General features: G+C 73.8%; 10 protein-coding genes. 5 read left to right on the top strand and 5 right to left on the bottom strand.

Annotation, left to right across the window (positions count from 1 at the left end; all coding sequences use genetic code 11):
- Positions 1 to 52 precede the first annotated feature (52 nt).
- Together ACZ6Y7_RS34230 and ACZ6Y7_RS34235 are read left to right on the top strand one after the other, a co-directional pair.
- Complete coding sequence (locus ACZ6Y7_RS34230) at positions 53 to 3,382, top strand: type 2 lanthipeptide synthetase LanM family protein (protein WP_465761847.1); 3,330 nt, start codon at positions 53 to 55, stop codon at positions 3,380 to 3,382.
- Positions 3,383 to 3,823: 441 nt separating this feature from the next.
- Complete coding sequence (locus ACZ6Y7_RS34235; protein ID WP_465761848.1) at positions 3,824 to 5,863, top strand: ATP-binding cassette domain-containing protein; 2,040 nt, start codon at positions 3,824 to 3,826, stop codon at positions 5,861 to 5,863.
- 159 nt (positions 5,864 to 6,022) lie between these two features.
- On the opposite strand, the gene ACZ6Y7_RS34240 is transcribed toward ACZ6Y7_RS34235, so the two are convergent.
- Together ACZ6Y7_RS34240 and tsaD are read right to left on the bottom strand one after the other, a co-directional pair.
- The gene (locus tag ACZ6Y7_RS34240) at positions 6,023 to 8,290 is read right to left on the bottom strand and encodes a M9 family metallopeptidase (RefSeq protein ID WP_465761849.1); all 2,268 of its coding nucleotides are present in this window, start codon (positions 8,288 to 8,290) and stop codon (positions 6,023 to 6,025) included.
- 252 nt (positions 8,291 to 8,542) lie between these two features.
- Positions 8,543 to 9,595 (bottom strand): tRNA (adenosine(37)-N6)-threonylcarbamoyltransferase complex transferase subunit TsaD, encoded by a 1,053-nt coding sequence (gene tsaD / locus ACZ6Y7_RS34245; RefSeq protein WP_465761850.1) that lies wholly within the window; start codon positions 9,593 to 9,595, stop codon positions 8,543 to 8,545.
- A gap of 163 nt (positions 9,596 to 9,758) precedes the next feature.
- Between tsaD and ACZ6Y7_RS34250 the strand changes: the two genes are divergently transcribed.
- Both ACZ6Y7_RS34250 and ACZ6Y7_RS34255 read left to right on the top strand, forming a co-directional pair.
- Positions 9,759 to 10,361: a superoxide dismutase gene (locus tag ACZ6Y7_RS34250; RefSeq protein WP_465761851.1), complete on the top strand. Its 603-nt coding sequence runs from the start codon at positions 9,759 to 9,761 to the stop codon at positions 10,359 to 10,361.
- 130 nt (positions 10,362 to 10,491) lie between these two features.
- A complete protein-coding gene (locus ACZ6Y7_RS34255; RefSeq protein ID WP_465761852.1) occupies positions 10,492 to 11,325 on the top strand; it encodes a polysaccharide deacetylase family protein in 834 nt (277 codons plus the stop codon).
- A gap of 317 nt (positions 11,326 to 11,642) precedes the next feature.
- Here ACZ6Y7_RS34255 and meaB read toward each other — a convergent pair whose 3' ends face one another.
- From meaB to ACZ6Y7_RS34270, 3 genes are read right to left on the bottom strand one after another with little or no spacing between them, the layout of a single operon-like run.
- Positions 11,643 to 12,629, bottom strand: a complete 987-nt coding sequence (meaB, locus tag ACZ6Y7_RS34260) for a methylmalonyl Co-A mutase-associated GTPase MeaB (RefSeq protein WP_465761853.1) — start codon at positions 12,627 to 12,629, stop codon at positions 11,643 to 11,645.
- Between the two features lie 17 nt (positions 12,630 to 12,646).
- The gene (gene scpA / locus ACZ6Y7_RS34265) at positions 12,647 to 14,851 is read right to left on the bottom strand and encodes a methylmalonyl-CoA mutase (protein WP_465761854.1); all 2,205 of its coding nucleotides are present in this window, start codon (positions 14,849 to 14,851) and stop codon (positions 12,647 to 12,649) included.
- Complete coding sequence (locus ACZ6Y7_RS34270) at positions 14,848 to 16,743, bottom strand: methylmalonyl-CoA mutase family protein (RefSeq protein WP_465761855.1); 1,896 nt, start codon at positions 16,741 to 16,743, stop codon at positions 14,848 to 14,850. The genes scpA and ACZ6Y7_RS34270 overlap by 4 nt, the downstream gene beginning before the upstream one ends.
- Positions 16,744 to 17,155: 412 nt before the next feature.
- Between ACZ6Y7_RS34270 and ACZ6Y7_RS34275 the strand changes: the two genes are divergently transcribed.
- Positions 17,156 to 18,241, top strand: a complete 1,086-nt coding sequence (locus ACZ6Y7_RS34275; protein ID WP_465761856.1) for a C40 family peptidase — start codon at positions 17,156 to 17,158, stop codon at positions 18,239 to 18,241.
- Positions 18,242 to 18,364: the final 123 nt, after the last annotated feature.

The raw sequence follows: 18,364 nt of genomic DNA on the forward strand, positions 1-18,364 counted from the left end.
CGCCCCCATCGAGGGAACAGTGCCGAACAGACGAGAGAGGCAGCACCGCCCCGTGGCCGAAGCGTCCGAACTCCTGCGGGCTTCCGCCCGAGCCGTCCCGCTGCCCGCCCGCGGCCGGGTGCCCGACGACGACGGATCCGGCCCGGACTCCGCCGAGCGGGACGAGCGGGACGAGCGGGACGAGGGGAACGAACGGGCGGAGCGTGCCGAGCGGGCCGCCCGGAAGCTGGAGCGCTGGCGCACCCAGGCACCGTTCGACCGGGACGACTGGTTCGAGCGCCGTCTCGCCGCCGACGGACTCGACCCGGATGCCCTGCGCGCGCTCCTCGCCGAGCAGCCGGAGGCACTCGCCGACCGCCTCGGGGCGCAGCCGTGGGCCGAGCGCCTCGTCGCCGCGTTCCGTCGCGGGGCCGCCGGGGACGTCCCGGCGGCCCCGGAGGTCCCCGAGGAGCACGCGTTCGCCCGGCTCGTCGCCCCCCTGCTCGCCGACGCCCGCGATCGGCTGTGCGCCGGGATCGCCGCCCTCGGCGAGCCCGCACTCGGTACCCCTGCCCTCGGCACCCCCGAGGAGCTGACCGCGCTCGCCCTGCCCGCGCTCACCGCCGCCGTCCACGGGATGGCCACCCGGACCGTCATCACCGAACTCCACGTCGCCCGCCTCAGCGGCGGGTTGGCCGGTGAAACCCCCGAACTGCGCTACCGCGACTTCCTCGACCGGATCACCCGCCCCGGACGGGCGCTGGAACTCCTCGCCGAGTACCCGGTCCTGGCCTACCGCCTCACGACCGCCGCCGAGCAGTGGACGGACACCACCCTCACCCTGTTCCGCCGCCTCGCCGCCGACCTGCCGGCCCTCCGCGCCGCCTTCGCGCAGGGCCGCCCGCTCGGCCGGCTCACCGAGCTCGCCACCGGCCTGGGCGATCCGCACCGCGGCGGCCAGACGGTCAGCTCGCTCCGCTTCGAGCACGGCGTCCGGATCGTCTACAAGCCGCGCCCGCTCGGTGCCGAGACCCACTTCCAGGAACTCCTGCGCTGGCTCAATCCGCAGCTGAGCCTCCCGCTGTACGAACTCGTGCACCTGGCCGGCCAGGGTTACGGCTGGGTCGCCCACATCACCGCCGAACCGGCCCGCGACGAGACCGAGTTGGGCGCCTTCTACCACCGGGCCGGCACCCTCGCCGCGCTGATGTACGTCCTGGACGCGGTCGACTGCCACGCCCAGAACCTGATCGCCGTGCGCGACCAGCCGGTCCTCATCGACCTGGAGGCGCTCCTCCACCCCGACCTGCACGAGCCCGCCAAGGACCTGTCCGAATCCGAGCGCCTCGCCCGCCGGCACGCCCGGCACTCCGTGCTGCGCTCCGGCCTGCTCCCCGAACGGATGTGGGACGAGGGCAACGGCGGCACCGACCTCTCCGCCCTCGGCTGGGACCCGGCCTCCCTGCCACCCCGGCCCGCGCCCGTCCTGGTGGGCCAGGGAACGGACGAACTGCGCCTGGAGTACCGCCGGTTGCCCGTCGAGGCGCCCGGCAGCCGGCCGGTGCCGGCCGGACAGCCGCTGCGACCGGCCGACCACCTCGGGGCGTTGGAGGCCGGCTTCACCGAGGCGTACCGGCTGCTCGCCGCCGACAAGGAGCGACTCCGCACGTCGCTGCGGGCGTTCGCCGCCGACGAGACGCGGATGCTGCGCCGCGACACCTACGAGTACCGCAGCCTGCTCAACACCGCCTGCCACCCCGACCTGCTCCGTGACGCGCTCGACCAGGACCGCCACCTCGACCGGCTCTGGGCGCTCGCCGCCTGGGAGGAGCGGGCAGTCGCCTTCGTCGAGCACGAGCGCGCCGACCTGTGGCGCGGGGACGTGCCCGTCTTCACCATCCGCCCGGACGGCGTCGACGCCCGCTCCGCCACCGGCGCCGTGATCCGCGGGGTCACCGACCGGCCCGCGCTCGACCTCGCGCTCGCCAAGGCGGACGGCCTCGGCGAGGGCGACCTCGCCCGCCAACTCCAGCTCCTGCGACTGTCGGTGACCACGGCCGACGGAGCGCGGGAGCCCCGCCGACCGGGGGCTGCGGCGGCGCCGGGCAGGACGACGGTGTCCGACGGGACGGCGGTGCCCGGTACAGCGGCCGAGCCGGAACGCGTGCCGGTCGACCACGCGTCGGCCGACCGCGCCCCGGCCGATCGCGGTCTGGCCGACCGCGCGCTCGCCAAGGCCGTCGAGGCCGGGGACCAGCTGCTCCGCGAGGCCTTCCGCGGCAGCGCCGACCTCGCCTGGGCCGGCCCCAACTGGACCGCGCCCGGCCGCTGGGCGCCCGCCGAACTCGGCCCGGACCTGTACAGCGGCACGGCCGGCATCACCCTCTTCCTGCACCAGCTCGGCGCGGTCACCGGTGACCGCTCGTACCGGAGTGCCGCCCGAGCCGCTGAACTGACGCTCCGTCGCCAGATCCGCCGACGCGCCGACCGGCTCGGCGGCGGGCTGTCCGGAGCGGGCGGCGTGCTCTACGCGCTCGCCCAGCTGGCCGCCCACCATCCGGACCCCGAACTCGACGCCCTGGCCGGGCTGGTGCTCGACCGCATCGCGGCCACCGCGTCCGAGGACACCCTGCACGACCTCCTCTCCGGCAACGCGGGCACCATCGGCGGCCTGCTGGCCTGGGAAGCCGTCCGACCCGGCCGGGCCGTCACCGCGGCCCTGGCCGCGTGCGCCGAGCGCCTCGCCCGGTCCGCCGCTCCGCATCCGGAAGGCGGTGTCGGCTGGCTCCCCGCCTCCCTCGCCGAGGCGGCGAAGCGTCCGCTGGCCGGCTTCGCCCACGGCGGCTCCGGCATCGCCTGGGCCCTCGCCCGTGCGGGCCACCGCCTCGGCCGCCCCGACCTTCCCGAACTCGCCCTGGCCGCCCTCGACTACGAGCGCATCCTGTTCGACCCGTCCGCCGCCAACTGGCGCGACGTCCGGGAGGACGGCGCCCCGGACGGCCCCTCCTTCCCCACCCTGTGGTGCCACGGCGCCTCCGGGATCGCCCTCGCCCGGGTCGAACTCGCCGAACTCCTCCCGGAAGGTGCCGAGTTGCTCGGCAAGGAACGGGACACCGCGCTGGACACGGTGCGCCGCGAGGGCTTCGGCCTCAATTTCTCCCTGTGCCACGGCGACCTCGGCAACCTCGAAGCCCTCCACCTGGCCGGAGCCCCCTGGCGGGCACAGGCCCGCGCCACCCTGGACGCCCTCGACCGCCGCGGCTGGGTCTGCGGACTGCCCCACGGGGTCCACAGCCCGTCCCTGATGGTCGGGCTGGCCGGCATCGGCCACGGTCTCCTCCGCCTCGCCGCCCCCGACCGCGTCCCCTCCCTCCTCGCCCTGCACCCGCCGACGACCTCCTGACCCGGTACGGAGGGCACCGGCTCGACACCGGCCGGACGAGCGCCGGCCGAGCGCCGGCCGGGCGTCGCGTCGAGGCCCCCTCGGGCGATGGCCCACCGCCCGGGCGGCGACCCCTCGGCATGCGTTCCGATCGTCGGATCGCATGCCGAGCAGCTTGCCGCACCAGCCTCCCGGAATCGAACACCGGATACCTCGCCGCTGATCGTTCGCCACCAACTCGCCGTCCGCGACACGGAATTGCCCGGATCGAGTGAGACCGCCCGGGACACGCCGAAGCGCCCCGCGGGCCGCTGCCAGGATCGGGGTCCGCACCGGCGGCCCGACCCCCGCAGTGCCCGCGGGCACCGCTGTCGACCCCGCACGCCCACCCGGCGTCGAGGGCTGCTCGGGCGCGGATCCACCGCGGCCGCGGGGCCGCCGTACCAGGGAACAGGGAGCACTGTGTCCGAGCAGATCGCGGAACCCGAGAAACCCGCCACCACCCCCGACGACGACCGGCACGACGAGAACCGGCACGAGGGCCGGGGCGACGAGCGGCACGACGAGCACCCCGAACGGGAGCACCCCGAGCGGGAGCACCCGGAACGGGAGCACGACGAGGAGCTGCGGCTCCGCTTCCCCGGCGACCGCCGCGCCCAGGCCGGCGCCTCGATGTCCGCGAGCGCCATGCTGCGACGCCTGCCGCACCTGGTGCGCCGGGCGATGACCCTGGCCTGGGCGGCGGACCGGACCTCCACCGTGCTGCTGCTGGTCTGCCAGGCGCTGGCGGGCGTGTTCGGGGCGCTCGCGCTGTACGCCACCACCGGCACGCTGGCAGCGCTGCTGGTCCCCGGCCCGGTCACCGACCACCTGCGCACCGCCGCGCCCTCGCTGCTCCTGCTGACCGTCTCGGCCGCCCTGCGTGCCGTCCTGAGCATCGCCGTGGTCGGCCTGTCCGGCCGGGTGTCGCCGCGGATCACCCGGGAGGCGGAACTGGCGCTGATCGCCGCCGGGTGCGCGGCGGAGCTGAAGGCGTACGACGAGCCCAGCTACAACGAGCAATGGGAGGCCGCCGACCGGGGCGCGTCAACCACGCCCGACCTGCTCTCCAACGCCCAGGACGTGATCGCCTCCACCGTCTCGCTCGCCGCCGCGGCCGGCGTCCTGGCGACGCTGCACCCCTGGCTGGTGCCGCTGCTGCTGCTCGGCTCGGTGCCGACCGGCGTGGCCGCCGTCCGGACCGCCCGGATCCACTACCTGGCGGCGGTGACCACCAACGAGGACCGCGGCGCGCTGCGCGTCTACCGCTGGTTCCTGATCGACAAGACCCGTGCCGACCAGGTCCGTTCGGACCAGGTCACCCCCTTCCTGATGGCCAAGTACCGTCGTGCCGAGGCCAAGATCGTCGCGGCCACCGACCGGGCGACCCGGGAGGCGGCCAAGGTGTCCCTGCTGGCCGCGCTCGGCACCGGGGCCGGCAGCGCGCTGATCTGGGGCACCCTGCTCTACCTGGTGGCGAGCGGCCGGATCGACCTGGCCGCCGCGGGCACCGCCACCTTCGCGCTGCGCACGGCCTCCTCGGGTCTGCAGGGCCTGGTCGGCAACGGCGCCCGGCTGTACCGGATGGGTCTCTACCTGGACGACTACTTCACCTTCCTGGACGAGGCCGGCGGCCACCGGATCCGGCGCGGCCACCGCGTGCCGGGCGCCCCGCAGCTGGTCGAGGTGACGGACCTGAGCCACGCCTACCCCGGCGAGCAGCAGGAGCCGGCCCTGCGCGGCGTCAGCATGACCCTGCGGGCGGGCGAGGTGGTGGCCGTCATCGGGCAGAACGGCAGCGGCAAGTCGACCCTGCTGAAGCTGCTCTCCGGCCTCTACCTGCCGCAGGCGGGGCGGATCACCTGGGACGGCGTGCCGGTCGAGGAACTGGACGCCGACGGCATGTGGAACCGGGTGGCCCGGGTGCCGCAGGAGTTCGCCCGCTGGCCGCTGGGCGCCGCCGAGAACATCCACCTCGGCCACCTCACCGACCGGGTGATGGCGGACGTCGAACGGGCGGCGGAGCGGACCGGCTTCGACGAGACCGTCGCCCGGCTGCGCTCCGGTTGGCGCACCCTGCTCGCCCAGGGCTGGTGGGGCGGCGCCGAGTTGTCCGGCGGCGGTTGGCAGCGCGCGGCGGTCGCCCGGGCGCTCTACCGGACGGTGCGCAGCCCGGGCCTGCTGATCCTGGACGAGCCGACCTCCGACCTCGACCCGCGCGCCGAGCACCGCATCCTGCACGCCCTGCGCGGCCTCGCCCCGGGCCGGATCACCCTCCTGGTCACCCACAACATCGCCAACGCGGCGGTGGCGGACCGGGTGATCGTGATGGACAAGGGCCGGATCGTCCAGGCCGGCACCTGGGCCGAACTGGCGGAGCGGCCGGACGGCCTGTTCCGCGAACTGCTCGACCTGCAGCGCGACCGGTCCGTCCCCGTCCAGCGCGGCGGGGAGTCCGCGTGAGGCGTGGAGCCGGCGCGGGCCGGGGGCGCGACCCCGGCCCGGGGTAGCCACGGACGGCGCGGGGCCCCGCGCCGCCGCGAACGGCGCAGGGCCCCGCGTCGCCGCGGGGCCCTGCTGCCTGCCGGCGGAGCCGGTCGGTGACGGGTCGTCGGGACGGCGTCAGTGGTAGGTCGTCGTGACGGTGACGCCGCCGAAGCCCTGCCGGCCGTAGAGGCTGAAGTACACCCAGCCGGACGGCGGGTTGGCGATGGTGAGGGTCTCGCCGTTGCCGTCGTTGGTGGACTTGGCCTGGTACGAGCCGGTGGTGGCCCAGCCGCCGCCGTTGTAGTAGAGGTCGGCGTCGCCGGTGCCGCCGCTGGTGGTGATGGTCAGCTGCTGTACGCCGGCCGGGAGGTACAGGAAGCTGTAGCTGTAGTTCCCGGTGGTGGCGGCCACGCCGTCGCGGCGGCAGTCCTTGTCGAACTGCCGGGTGTCGGCGGCGGTGCACAGCGGGGCCCGGTCGGCGGGCAGGGAGCCGCAGTTGTCGGCGGCGCACTGCTTGAGCCAGGCGGCGAAGTCGGCGTCGTAGGCGGTGCCGATGGTGTTCTTGAGCAGGGCGCGGGCGCCGTTCCAGTCACCGACGCGGTACTTGGCGAGCAGCGCGGTGACGTCCTGCGGGTGCGACTGGAGCATGTAACGGACGGCGAGGTAGCCCCAGTTGTAGATCCGGGTGGAGTCCGCGTTGGCGTAGGTGCTGTCGAAGAGGGTGCTCAGCGCGTACGTGCCCTTGCCGGCCTGGGCGACCGCGTCGTCGTAGTGGACGCCGCGGTAGCTGTAGGAGACGTACTCGGCGAGGCCCTCGACCCACCAGACGGTCGGGGTCGTCATCCCGGCCTCGAAGTCGCCGTAGAAGTCGTAGCGGCCGTCGAGGTAGTGGGTGTACTCGTGGTTGAGGTTCCAGATCTGGAACTGGGGGCGCAGCCAGGAGGCCTCGTGGGCGATGAAGCGGGCCTGGTTGCCCGCCTTGGCCGGGTCGCCCTCCTCGTACATGCCGCCGTTGTCGACGTCGATCTTGTACATCTCCCAGGCGTAGAGGCTGTAGTTGTAGTAGTCGTCGAAGACGACGACCTCCAGGCTGGTGTTGTTGTCGTCGGCGACCGGCCCGCTGTCCTTGACCAGCTTGTGGAAGAAGGCGTCCTGGTTGACCAGGCTGGTGCAGGTGTCGGCGAGCTGCTGCGCGGTCATGTCCTGGGCGCGGATGCGCAGGTGCGCGTTGCAGGTGTGGTCGACGGTGAGCACGAGCGGGACGAGCTTGGCGGGGACGTCGCAGGTGCCGTAGTAGGAGCAGTTGCCGGCGTCCTTCTTCTCCGCGAACCAGAGCAGGTTCATGGTGAGCGGACCGGTCCTGCCGACCAGCGGGTAGCGGTTGACGAGGTCCTTGACCAGCGGGCGGGCCTGGGGCTTGAGCGCGTCCTGGGTGAGCAGGTTGCCGATCTGCATGCCGATCGAGGTGACCGGGTCGCCGCCGGTGATCTGGTCGCTGTTGCGGGTGACGAAGGACGCCATGGCGGTGGCGAACGACGGGTCGGCCTGCAGGGCGGCGGTGAAGGCCGGCAGGTCGAGGCCCCGGCGGATGACCGTCTCGGTGTTGGCGACGGCGGCGGCCATCGAGCCGGTCCAGGCTCCGGTGTAGTCGTTCAGCAGGCGCTTGACGACGCCGGTGTAGCGGGCGTTCTCCTGGGCGCTGTCGATCAGGGTGACGGCCTCGGCGAGGGTCTGGCCGTTGGCCTCGGTGACGTCCTTGCTGTGCGGGGCGGCGAAGAAGCCGTCCAGCGCGCCCCGGATCGCGGTCTGCAGGGTGGTGCCGTACGGGCCGACCACGTCGGGGTTGTTCCACTGGACGTAGTAGCCGGCGCGGAGGTAGACGACCAGTTGGCCGGCCGAGGTGGAGTCGTCGCCGGGGTAGCCGGCGGAGACGTCGCGCAGGGCGTCGGCGACGGTGGCCATCTGGGCCTCGGCGAAGGCGCCCTTGGCGTCGGTCCCGGTCAGGTTGTACAGCGTGTTGACGCAGTCGAGGCTGGCGGACTCGACCTGCCGGACCAGCGCGGCACCGGAGGTGCCGGTGAAGGAGGAGACGTCGCAGGCGTTCGCCGCGGCGGAGAGCCGCTTCGCCGCGGCCGGCGCCCCGGTCGCCCCGACGGTGCTGCCCCCCGTCGGAGCGGCGGGCTTGGCGAGCGTGTCGGCGGCGAGCGGGCGGGCGTCCTTGGGGGTGTCGGGGGACTTGGGGACGGGAATCGCGTGCGGCGCGGCCGGCTTCGCTGGGGGAGCCGACGGGGTGTCGGCGGCGGCGTGGGCCTGGGGTGCGAAGAGTCCGAGGGCGAGGAAGAAGGCGGCGCCGAGCGCAGGGAGCCTGCGCGCGTTCGCCTTCGCTATCCGGAAGGGACGCATGGGGTGGGGGCCTCCAGGCCGTGGGGGGTCTCGTGCGGTGTGGGACGCACGGGTCCTGATGTGTGACATGTAAAATGGCACACGGCTTGACGCGGAGGGAAGCCCCGGGAACGGAAATTCGACCGGCTTGACCGAACCGTTGCCGTCTCCGGCCCGGCCCCGCCGCCACCTCCCCGCCGCCGTCTCCCGCCTCCCCGGCTCCCCGTCCTCCGCCGCCCCCTCCGCCGCCCCGCGCTCGGACCGGAGGCCCCGTCAGGCGGCCGCCCGGACGGTCGGGGTCAGGGCTGCGAACTCCAGCGGCGCCGACGGGTCCACCGAGAGTCCCGCCGGCGCCGGCTCCGCCCCCGACCGGACCAGCAGGTCCCCGATCGCCGCGACCATCGCGCCGTTGTCCGTGCAGAGCCGCAACGGCGGCACCCGCAGGGCGATCCCGGCCGCCGCGCAGCGCTCCTTTGCCAACGCCCGCACCCGGGAGTTGGCCGCGACCCCGCCGACCACCACCAGCGTGCCGATCCCGTGATCGGTGCACGCCCGGACGGCCTTGCGGGTCAGCACGTCCGCGATCGCCTCCTGCAGCGCGGCCGCCGCGTCCGGCACGTGCGGCTCCCGCTGCGCCTCGACCCAGCGGGCGGCGGCGGTCTTCAGTCCGGAGAACGAGAAGGCGTACGGGTCGTCCTGGGGCCCCGTCAGCGGGCGCGGCAGGCGGACGGCCGCCGGATCGCCGTCCCGGGCGGCCCGGTCGACGGCCGGTCCGCCCGGGTAGGGGAGCCCCAGGATCCGGGCCACCTTGTCGAAGCACTCGCCGGCCGCGTCGTCCCGGGTGTCCCCGAGGTGGACGATTCGGTCGCGGGCGAGGTCCCGGACCAGGAGCAGCGAGGTGTGCCCGCCGGAGACGATCAGCACCACGCACGGGTCCGGCAGCGGCCCGCCCTCCAGGCCGGCCGCGGCGACGTGCCCGGCCAGGTGGTGCACCCCGTACAGCGGGACGCCCAGCGAGAAGGCGTACGCCTTCGCCGCCGCCACCCCGACCTGCAGGGCGCCCGCCAGACCCGGACCGGTCGTCACGGCGACCGCGCCGACGTCACCCAGCGTCAGTCCGGCCCGTCGCAGCGCCTCCCCGACCACCGGAGCCACCGCGTGGACGTGTGCCCGGGCGGCGATCTCGGGCACCACTCCGCCGTACCGGGCGTGCTCGTCCATGCTCGACGCCACCGCCTGCCCGAGCAGCACGCCGTCGCGCACCAGGCCCGCGCCGGTCTCGTCGCAGGAGGACTCGATGCCCAGCACCACCGCTGCGCCCGTCATGGTCAGCCACCCGTTTCGCCCATTACCGATACCGGGGACCATTGTGCCCGACGCGATGTGAGGAATAAGCAGGAGCCCATGCCTCGTTCCTGCAACCCATACGCAATAGTGTTGTCCCGGCACGATCAGCAACGTCCAACCCGCCGAAAGGGGCCGTGTCCTGATGGGCACCTACACGCTTCCCGACCTCCCGTACGACTACTCCGCGCTGAAGCGGGCCATGTCGGCCGAGATCCTGGAGCTGCACCACTCCAAGCACCACGCCGCCTACGTCAAGGGCGCCAACGACACCCTGGAGCAGCTCGCCGAGGCGCGCGACAAGGAGCAGTTCGGCGGCCTGGTCGGCCTGCAGAAGACCTTCGCCTTCCACCTGTCCGGCCACGTGCTGCACTCGCTGTTCTGGCAGAACCTCTCCCCGGAGGGCGGCGACCGCCCCGAGGGCGAGCTGGCCGACGCCATCACCGAGCACTTCGGCAGCTTCGAGGCCTTCAAGAAGCAGCTCACCAACGCCACCACCGGCGTCCAGGGCTCCGGTTGGGGCATCCTCTCCTGGGAGCCGCTCGGCAAGCGCCTGATCGTGGAGCAGGTCTACGACCACCACGGCAACGTGGGCCAGAACACCACCCCGCTGCTGGCCTTCGACGCCTGGGAGCACGCCTACTACCTGCAGTACCGCAACGTCCGCCCGGACTACGTCACCCGCCTGTGGGACGTCGTCAACTGGCAGGACGTGTCGGCCCGCTTCGCGGCCGTCCAGGGCGCCTGACCGCGTCCGGTGAGGTGGCGGGCCCCGGACCGGTCGGGCGGTCCGGGGCCCGCCCCGGTGCAACCCGGCCGACGGGGTTCGCGTCATGAACCTCGGAGAGTTCGTACAGGTGTGGGGGAGCGGTCGATCGATGGACCTCAAAGGACGCGTGCAGGACCTGGCCGGCAGTCGGGTGGCCTTCGCGGTGGCGGCCGTCGCCCTGGCGGCGGGAGCCTGGGGAGTCGCCACCCTCGCCGGGCCGGACGGCGTCCCCCGGCAGAGCATCGCCCAGGACGCCTCCTCCGACGGCAGCGGGGAGGGCGGCGGGGACGGCGCCAAGGGCGGCGACGGCGGCACCCAGCAGGGCAGCGGCATACCCGACGGCATCGCCCACGCCTCCGAGAGCGGCGGCAACGCCGTCAACATCACCATCGACGACGGCCCCGACCCCACCTGGACCCCGAAGGTCCTCGACGTCCTCAAGCGGCACGGCGTGACGGCGACGTTCTGCATGATCGGACCGCAGGCCAAGGCCCACCCCGACCTGGTCAAGCAGGTCGTCGCCGCCGGCCACCGGCTCTGCGACCACACCGTGCACCACGACACCACCATGGACAAGAAGCCCGTCGCCTACCAGGAGAAGGAGATCCTGGACGCGAAGAAGATGATCGAGGACGCCGCGGGCGGGGCCAAGGTGCTCTACTACCGCGCCCCCGGCGGCTCCTTCACCCCCGACAGCCGCCGCATCGCCGCCGCGAACGGCATGCGCCCGCTCGGCTGGAACGTCGACTCCAAGGACTTCAACAAGCCCGGCACCGCCGCCATCGTCGACACGGTCAAGAAGGAACTCCACCTCGGCCCGACCATCCTCTTCCACGACGGCGGCGGCGACCGCCAGCAGACCGTCGAAGCCCTCGACCAGGTCCTCACCTGGCTGAAGGCCCAGGGCCGCCCCACCGGCTTCCCCGTCCAGACCACCCCCTGAACCGCTGCGCCCCCCACCTTGCCGCCCGGCAGGTCCAGTCGAGGAGCCCGCCGACGTCCGGGCGCGATGCCGCAGCGTCCCGAGGCCGCCCGGGCCGCCCGAACCGCGTCTCCCGACCGGCGTGCGGAGCCGCCGGATAGCGGGCGTGACGACGAGGCGACGAGCGGACGTGGGCTCATGCCCGTGGAGGGGCCGGCGCACGCTCGGGGCGGGCACGGCGGGGCGGGCACGGTGGTGTGGTTCGAGTGCCGCGAAACCGGCGAAGCGCCGTGCCCCACGCGCGGGTGGGGCACGGCGCTCGGCCTTCCTGCCGTCGGTCAGCCGAAGAAGGCGTCCAGGATCTGTTGGGCGGCCAGTCCCGCCGGGAGGGTGCCGGCGCGGACCTGGGTCTCCAACTCCGGCGCCAGGCGCTGCACTTCGGGGTGCTCGTGGAGCCGCGCGAACAGCTGGTCGTGGACCATGGCCCAGGTCCACTCCACCTGCTGCTCGCGGCGCTTCGCCGCCAGGGCGCCCGTCGCGTCCAGCACCTTGCGGTGCTGCTGCAGGCGCTCCCAGAGCACGTCGAGGCCGATGTTCTCGCGGCCGCTGCAGGTGAGCACGGGCGGGGTCCAGGCCGCGTCGGGGGAGTGCAACAGCCGCAACGCGCCCGCGAGTTCGCGGGCAGCCGCCTTGGCGTCGCGTTCGTGCGGGCCGTCGGCCTTGTTGATCGCGATGACGTCGGCGAGCTCCAGGACACCCTTCTTGATGCCCTGCAGCTGGTCGCCCGTGCGGGCGAGGCTGAGGAGCAGGAAGGTGTCCACCATCCCGGCCACCGCCGTCTCGGACTGGCCGACGCCCACCGTCTCGATGAGCACCACGTCGTACCCGGCGGCCTCCATCACCACCATGGACTCACGGGTGGCCTTGGCGACCCCGCCGAGCGTCCCGGAGGTGGGGGAGGGGCGGACGAAGGCGTCGGGGTCGACGGCGAGGCGTTCCATCCGGGTCTTGTCGCCCAGGATGGACCCGCCGGTGCGGCTGGAGGTCGGGTCGACGGCGAGCACCGCGACGCGGTGCCCCAGCCCGGTCAGCATGGTCCCGAAGGAGTCGATGAAGGTCGACTTGCCGACCCCGGGCACCCCGGTGACACCCACCCGGACCGCGCCGCCCGCGTGCGGCAGCAGCCGCCGGAGCAGCTGCTGCGCGAGCGCGCGGTGGTCGGGCCGGGTGGACTCGACGAGGGTGACGGCCCGCGCGATCCAGGCGCGCGAGCCGTCCAGGACACCCGTCACATACGCGTCGAGGTCGATCGTCCGAGGAGGCATGGCCTAGAGGTCCCGGCTCACAGCTCGTGGCCGAGGTCGGCCGCCAGGGACTTCAGCAGGTCGTACGCCGCGTCCGGGATGACCGTGCCGGGCGGGAAGACCGCCGCCGCGCCCGCCGCGTGGAGCGCCTCGAAGTCCTGCGGGGGGATGACCCCGCCCACCACGATGGTGATGTCCTCGCGGCCCGCCGCGGCGAGTTCGGCGCGCAGGGCGGGCACCAGGGTGAGGTGGCCGGCGGCCAGCGAGGAGACGCCGACGATGTGCACGTCCGCCTCGACGGCCTGGCGGGCGACCTCGGCCGGGGTCTGGAACAGCGGGCCGACGTCCACGGTGAAGCCCAGGTCGGCGAAGGCGGTGGCGATCACCTTCTGGCCGCGGTCGTGGCCGTCCTGGCCCATCTTGGCGACCAGGATGCGCGGCCGGCGGCCCTCGGCCCGCTCGAACCGCTCGACCAGGTCGCGGGTGCGCTGCAGGGAGGCCGACGGGCCCGCTTCGTCTCGGTACACACCGGAGATGGTACGGATCTGGCCGGAGTGGCGGCCGTACACCTTCTCCAGGGCGTCCGAGATCTCGCCCACGGTGGCCTTGGCCCTGGCCGCGTTGACGGCCAGGTGCAGCAGGTTGCCGTCCAGCGAGCCGCCGCGCTGCGGACCGGCCTCGGCGGCCGCCGTCAGCGCGCGCAGGGCGTCCTGGCAGACGGCCTCGTCGCGCTCCGCGCGCAGCCGGCGCAGCTTCTCGATCTGCCGGGCCCGCACCGCGGAGTTGTCGACCTTGAGCACGTCGATCTGCTCGTCGCTCTCCACCCGGTACTTGTTGACGCCGATCACGGGTTGGCGGCCTGAGTCGATGCGTGCCTGGGTGCGGGCGGCGGCCTCCTCGACGCGCATCTTGGGGATGCCGGCGTCGATCGCCTTGGCCATGCCGCCGGCCGCCTCGACCTCCTGGATGTGCTGCCAGGCCCGGGCGGCGAGGTCGTGGGTGAGCTTCTCGACGTACGCCGAGCCGCCCCACGGGTCGATGACCCGGCAGGTGCCCGACTCCTGCTGCAGCAGCAGCTGGGTGTTGCGGGCGATGCGCGCGGAGAAGTCGGTGGGCAGGGCGAGCGCCTCGTCGAGGGCGTTGGTGTGCAGCGACTGGGTGTGGCCCTGGGTGGCGGCCATCGCCTCGACGCAGGTGCGGGTGACGTTGTTGAACACGTCCTGCGCGGTGAGCGACCAGCCGGAGGTCTGCGAATGGGTGCGCAGCGACAGCGACTTGGGGTTCTTCGGGTCGAACTGCTTGACCAGCTTGGCCCAGAGCAGCCGGGCCGCGCGCAGCTTGGCGACCTCCATGAAGAAGTTCATGCCGATCGCCCAGAAGAACGACAGCCGGGGCGCGAAGGCGTCCACGTCCAGTCCCACGTCCAGGCCCGCGCGCAGGTACTCCACCCCGTCGGCCAGGGTGTAGGCCAGCTCCAGGTCGGCCGTCGCACCGGCCTCCTGGATGTGGTAGCCGGAGATGGAGATCGAGTTGTACCGGGGCATCTTCTGCGAGGTGTACGCGAAGATGTCCGAGATGATCCGCATCGACGGCTGCGGCGGGTAGATGTACGTGTTGCGGACCATGAACTCCTTGAGGATGTCGTTCTGGATGGTCCCGGCCAGCTTCTCCGGCGGCACGCCCTGCTCCTCGGCCGCGACGATGTACAGCGCCAGCACGGGGAGCACGGCGCCGTTCATGGTCATCGACACCGACATCCGGTCCAGCGGGATGCCGTCGAACAGCTGGCGCATGTCGTAGATCGAGTCGATGGCGACGCCCGCCATGCCGACGTCGCCGGTGACGCGCGGGTGGTCGCTGTCGTAGCCGCGGTGGGTCGGCAGGTCGAAGGCGACCGACAGGCCCTTCTGCCCGGCGGCGAGGTTGCGGCGGTAGAAGGCGTTGGACTCCTCGGCGGTGGAGAAGCCCGCGTACTGGCGGACGGTCCACGGCTGGTTGACGTACATGGTCGGGTACGGCCCGCGCAGGTACGGGGCGATGCCGGGGTACGTCTCCAGGAAGTCCAGCCCGGCGAGGTCGGCCGCGGTGTACAGCGGCTTGACGCCGATCCCCTCGGGGGTGTCCCAGACCAGCTCGTCGACGTCCTTGCCGGTGGACTGCCGCCAGGCGGACCGCCACTGGTCCTCGGTGGCGTCCGGGGCGGCGTCGCCGTCCAGCCCGATGCCGGTGAAGTCGGGGATCATCGGGCCGCCTCGCTCTCGTCGGCGCCGCTCGCGCCGGTGATCAGGTCCAGCAGGGAGGTGAGGACGGCGACCGCGTCCCCGCCCGCGTGGATGAACGCGTCCACTCCGTCGGGAAGTTCGCCGAGCCGTCCGGCCAGCAGCACCCGCCGGGCGCCGGCCGCCTTCAGGGCCTCGGCGACGGGCGCGGCGTGCTCGCCGTACAGGGCGTCGCTGGAGCAGAGGCAGGCGACGGTGGCGCCGGAGGCCCGGAAGGCCTCGGCGAAGGCGGCCGGGTCGACGGACTCCAGGGCGGTGGTGGCGATGCCGCCGGCCTGGAACAGGTTGGCCGCGAAGGTGGTGCGCGCGGTGTGCGCGGCGGCGGTGCCGATCGAGGCGAGGAACAGCGTCGGCCGCTCGCCGGTCGCGGCGAGCCGGGCGTCCGAGCGGTCCCGCAGCGCCTCGTACGCCTCGGCGCGGCGCACCTGCGGCAGGCCGCCGCCGAGCGCGGCGGGGGCGGGCTCGCGGACCAGCGGCTGCTCGTCCAGGTGCGGGAACTCGCTGACGCCGGTGACCGGTTCGCGCCGCCGGGCGAGCCAGACCGAGCGCTCGGCCCAGGTCGCGGCGATCCGCTCCCCGACCAGGCCCGAACCGAGCGCGGCTTGCTGGCCGCCGGCCCGCTCGATCTCCTGGAACCAGGCCCAGGCGGCCCTGGCCAGCTCCTCGCCGAGCTGCTCGACGTACCAGGAGCCGCCGGCCGGGTCGACGACCCGGGCCAGGTGCGACTCCTCCAGCAGGATCGACTGGGTGTTGCGGGCGATCCGGCGGGCGAAGGCGTCCGGCAGGCCGAGGGCGGTGTCGAAGGGCAGCACGGTGACGGCGTCGGCGCCGCCGACCCCGGCGGCCAGGCAGGCCACGGTGGTGCGCAGCATGTTCACCCACGGGTCGCGGGCGGTCATCATCACCCGGGAGGTGACGGCGTGCTGGCGCTGCGCCGAGGCCTCCGGGGATGCCCCGGACGCCTGCGCGACGCGGGCCCAGAGCCGGCGCGCGGCGCGGAACTTGGCGATGGTCAGGAACTGGTCGGCGTCCGCGGCGTAGCGGAACTCCAGCTGGCCGAGCGCGGCGTCCACCGACAGCCCGGCCGCGGTGAGCGCGCGCAGGTAGGCCACGCCGGTGGCGAGCGAACAGGCGAGTTCCTGGGCCGGGGAGGCGCCGGCCTCGTGGTAGGGCAGGGCGTCCACGGTCAGCGCCCGGACGTGCGGGTAGCCGGCGGCGCAGCGGGCGGCCAGCGCGGTGGCCTCGGCGAGCAGCGCGTCGGTGCGGGCGGTGTCGCCGGTCCGGGCCTGCAGGCCCAGCGGGTCGGCGCCGAGGTTGCCGGAGGCGGCGGCGGGGGAGACCTCGCGCTGCTCGTAGAGCGCGAACAACTGCCCGGCGGCGGCGGTGAATTCCGGTCCGGCGTCGAGCGCCACGGCGGCCAGGTCGAGGTACACGCCGGTCAGCGCCTCGGGCAGGGCGTCCACCGGGAGGGCCCCGCCGCCCAGTTCCAGCCAGAGCGAGCCGACACCGTTCTCCAGGTCGGCCAGGACGGCCTCGTTGGTGCGTCGGCGGTCCGGGTCGGCGTGCCGCTGCCGGACGTCCCACCCGGCGACGGCCGAGCCCTGCGGCCGTCCACCGCGGACGAAGGGCGGGAAGCCCGGGTAGCCGGGATCGACGGTCGTGTCCTCGGCCGTGTACAGCGGGCGCGCGCTGAGCCCGTCCTGGAGCGTGCTGGTGAGTGCCTGCTCGGCCGCGGCGCCGTCCTCGGGCTGGGCACCGGACTTGCGCAGCACGCCCTGGACGAGCTGCTGCCACTGCTCACGGTGCGCGGCCGGGAATTCGGCGGCGAGGGGGAGCCCTTCGGGCGGGACCTTCATGTCCGCAGGTTAGCGCCCGTTCGCAGAGCCGTAGGAGGGGAGACGCGTGTGACCTTGCCCTCGATTTTGGCGTGTTCTCAGCACTCCGTGCGGCGGGGAGTGCCGCGAGCCGCGGCCGGGGTGCCGCGGTGCTGTTGAACCGAGGTCCGCGCGGCGTCCGTAGTCAACACCGATGGCACGGAACGCGGTCGATGTCCCGTCATGGCCCTGAAACGTCATGATCAGGGGGATTGCGGAACCCCTGCCCTCATCTATTAAGTTACTTCGAAGAAGGCGGGCGGGAGGTCGGCATCCCCCCGTTGCCCGTCCTGCCCGCCTTCGCCGTGGCCCGGCCCGACCGCGCCGTCCCCTGGTCCGACCGAGCCGTCCCCCGGATCCGCCGCCGAAATTCCCCCGAAGGAGAGCCGCCGCGATGGGAAAGCGCCGCAAGCCCAGCCCCCCGAGCCGGGCCCGCATGGCGGTCCTCACCACGGCCATGGCGGCCGGCGGCGCGGTCCTCGCCTCCGGCACCGCGCACGCCGAGCCGACGCCCACCCTCGCCTCCGTGAAGGAGCAGGTGGACCAGCTCAACGAGCAGGCCGAGCAGGCCATCGAGCGCTACAACGGCTTCCAGGAGAAGCAGCAGAAGCTCCAGGGCGAGGCCAACCGGATCCAGGAGAAGGTCGTCCGCGGCCAGGAGACCATGAACGAGCTGCGCACCCGGCTCGGCGCGGTCGCCGCCGAGCAGTACCGCTCCAACGGCATCGACGCCTCGGTCCAGCTGATGCTCGACTCCGACCCGGCCGGCTACCTGGAGCGGGCGGCGGTGCAGAACCAGGTCTCCGACTCCCAGGCGAACCTGCTCAAGCAGGCCCAGGACGAGCAGCGCAGGCTCGACCAGGACCGTGCCGAGGCCACGGCGACGCTCGCCCAGCTCGACTCGGTCGGCAAGCAGCTGGTGGAGCAGAAGAACGACATCCAGACCAAGCTGGCGCAGGCGCAGGAGATGCTCAACAAGCTCAGCGCCGAGGACCGCGCCAAGATCAACGCCCAGCAGTCCGCCGAGAAGGCCAAGGCCGAGGCCAAGCAGGCCGCGAGCGCCGCCGCGGCCGACCGGGCCTCCCGCTCCTCCGAGCGCCCGGACATGAACGCCCCGGTGCCGGCCGCCGGCGGCCGGGCCGCCGCCATCATCGCCTTCGCCCAGGCCCAGCTCGGCAAGCCGTACGGCTGGGGCAAGAGCGGCCCGGCCAGCTTCGACTGCTCGGGGCTCACCAGCCAGGCGTACCGCGCGGCGGGCGTCACCATCCCGCGGATGTCCCAGGACCAGTGGAACGACGGCCCGCACGTCGACCGCGCCAACCTCCAGCCGGGCGACCTGGTCTTCTTCTACAACGACCTGCACCACGTCGGCCTGTACATCGGCGACGGCAAGATGATCCACGCGCCGCGCAGCGGCAAGAACATCGAGGTGCTGCCGATCTCCGCGATGCCGTACATGGGTGCCGTCCGCCCGGCCTGACCGGCATCCGCCCCGGCGTACCGTCGCTCCGATGGCCCCCGCCCCGGCCCGGCCCGCTCACGCCCCGGCCCGCTTCCGCTCCGGCGGGGGCGGGCCCTCGCCGTCCGTACGGCCCGCGTGCCG

This window comes from Kitasatospora sp. NPDC053308 (assembly GCF_055585785.1).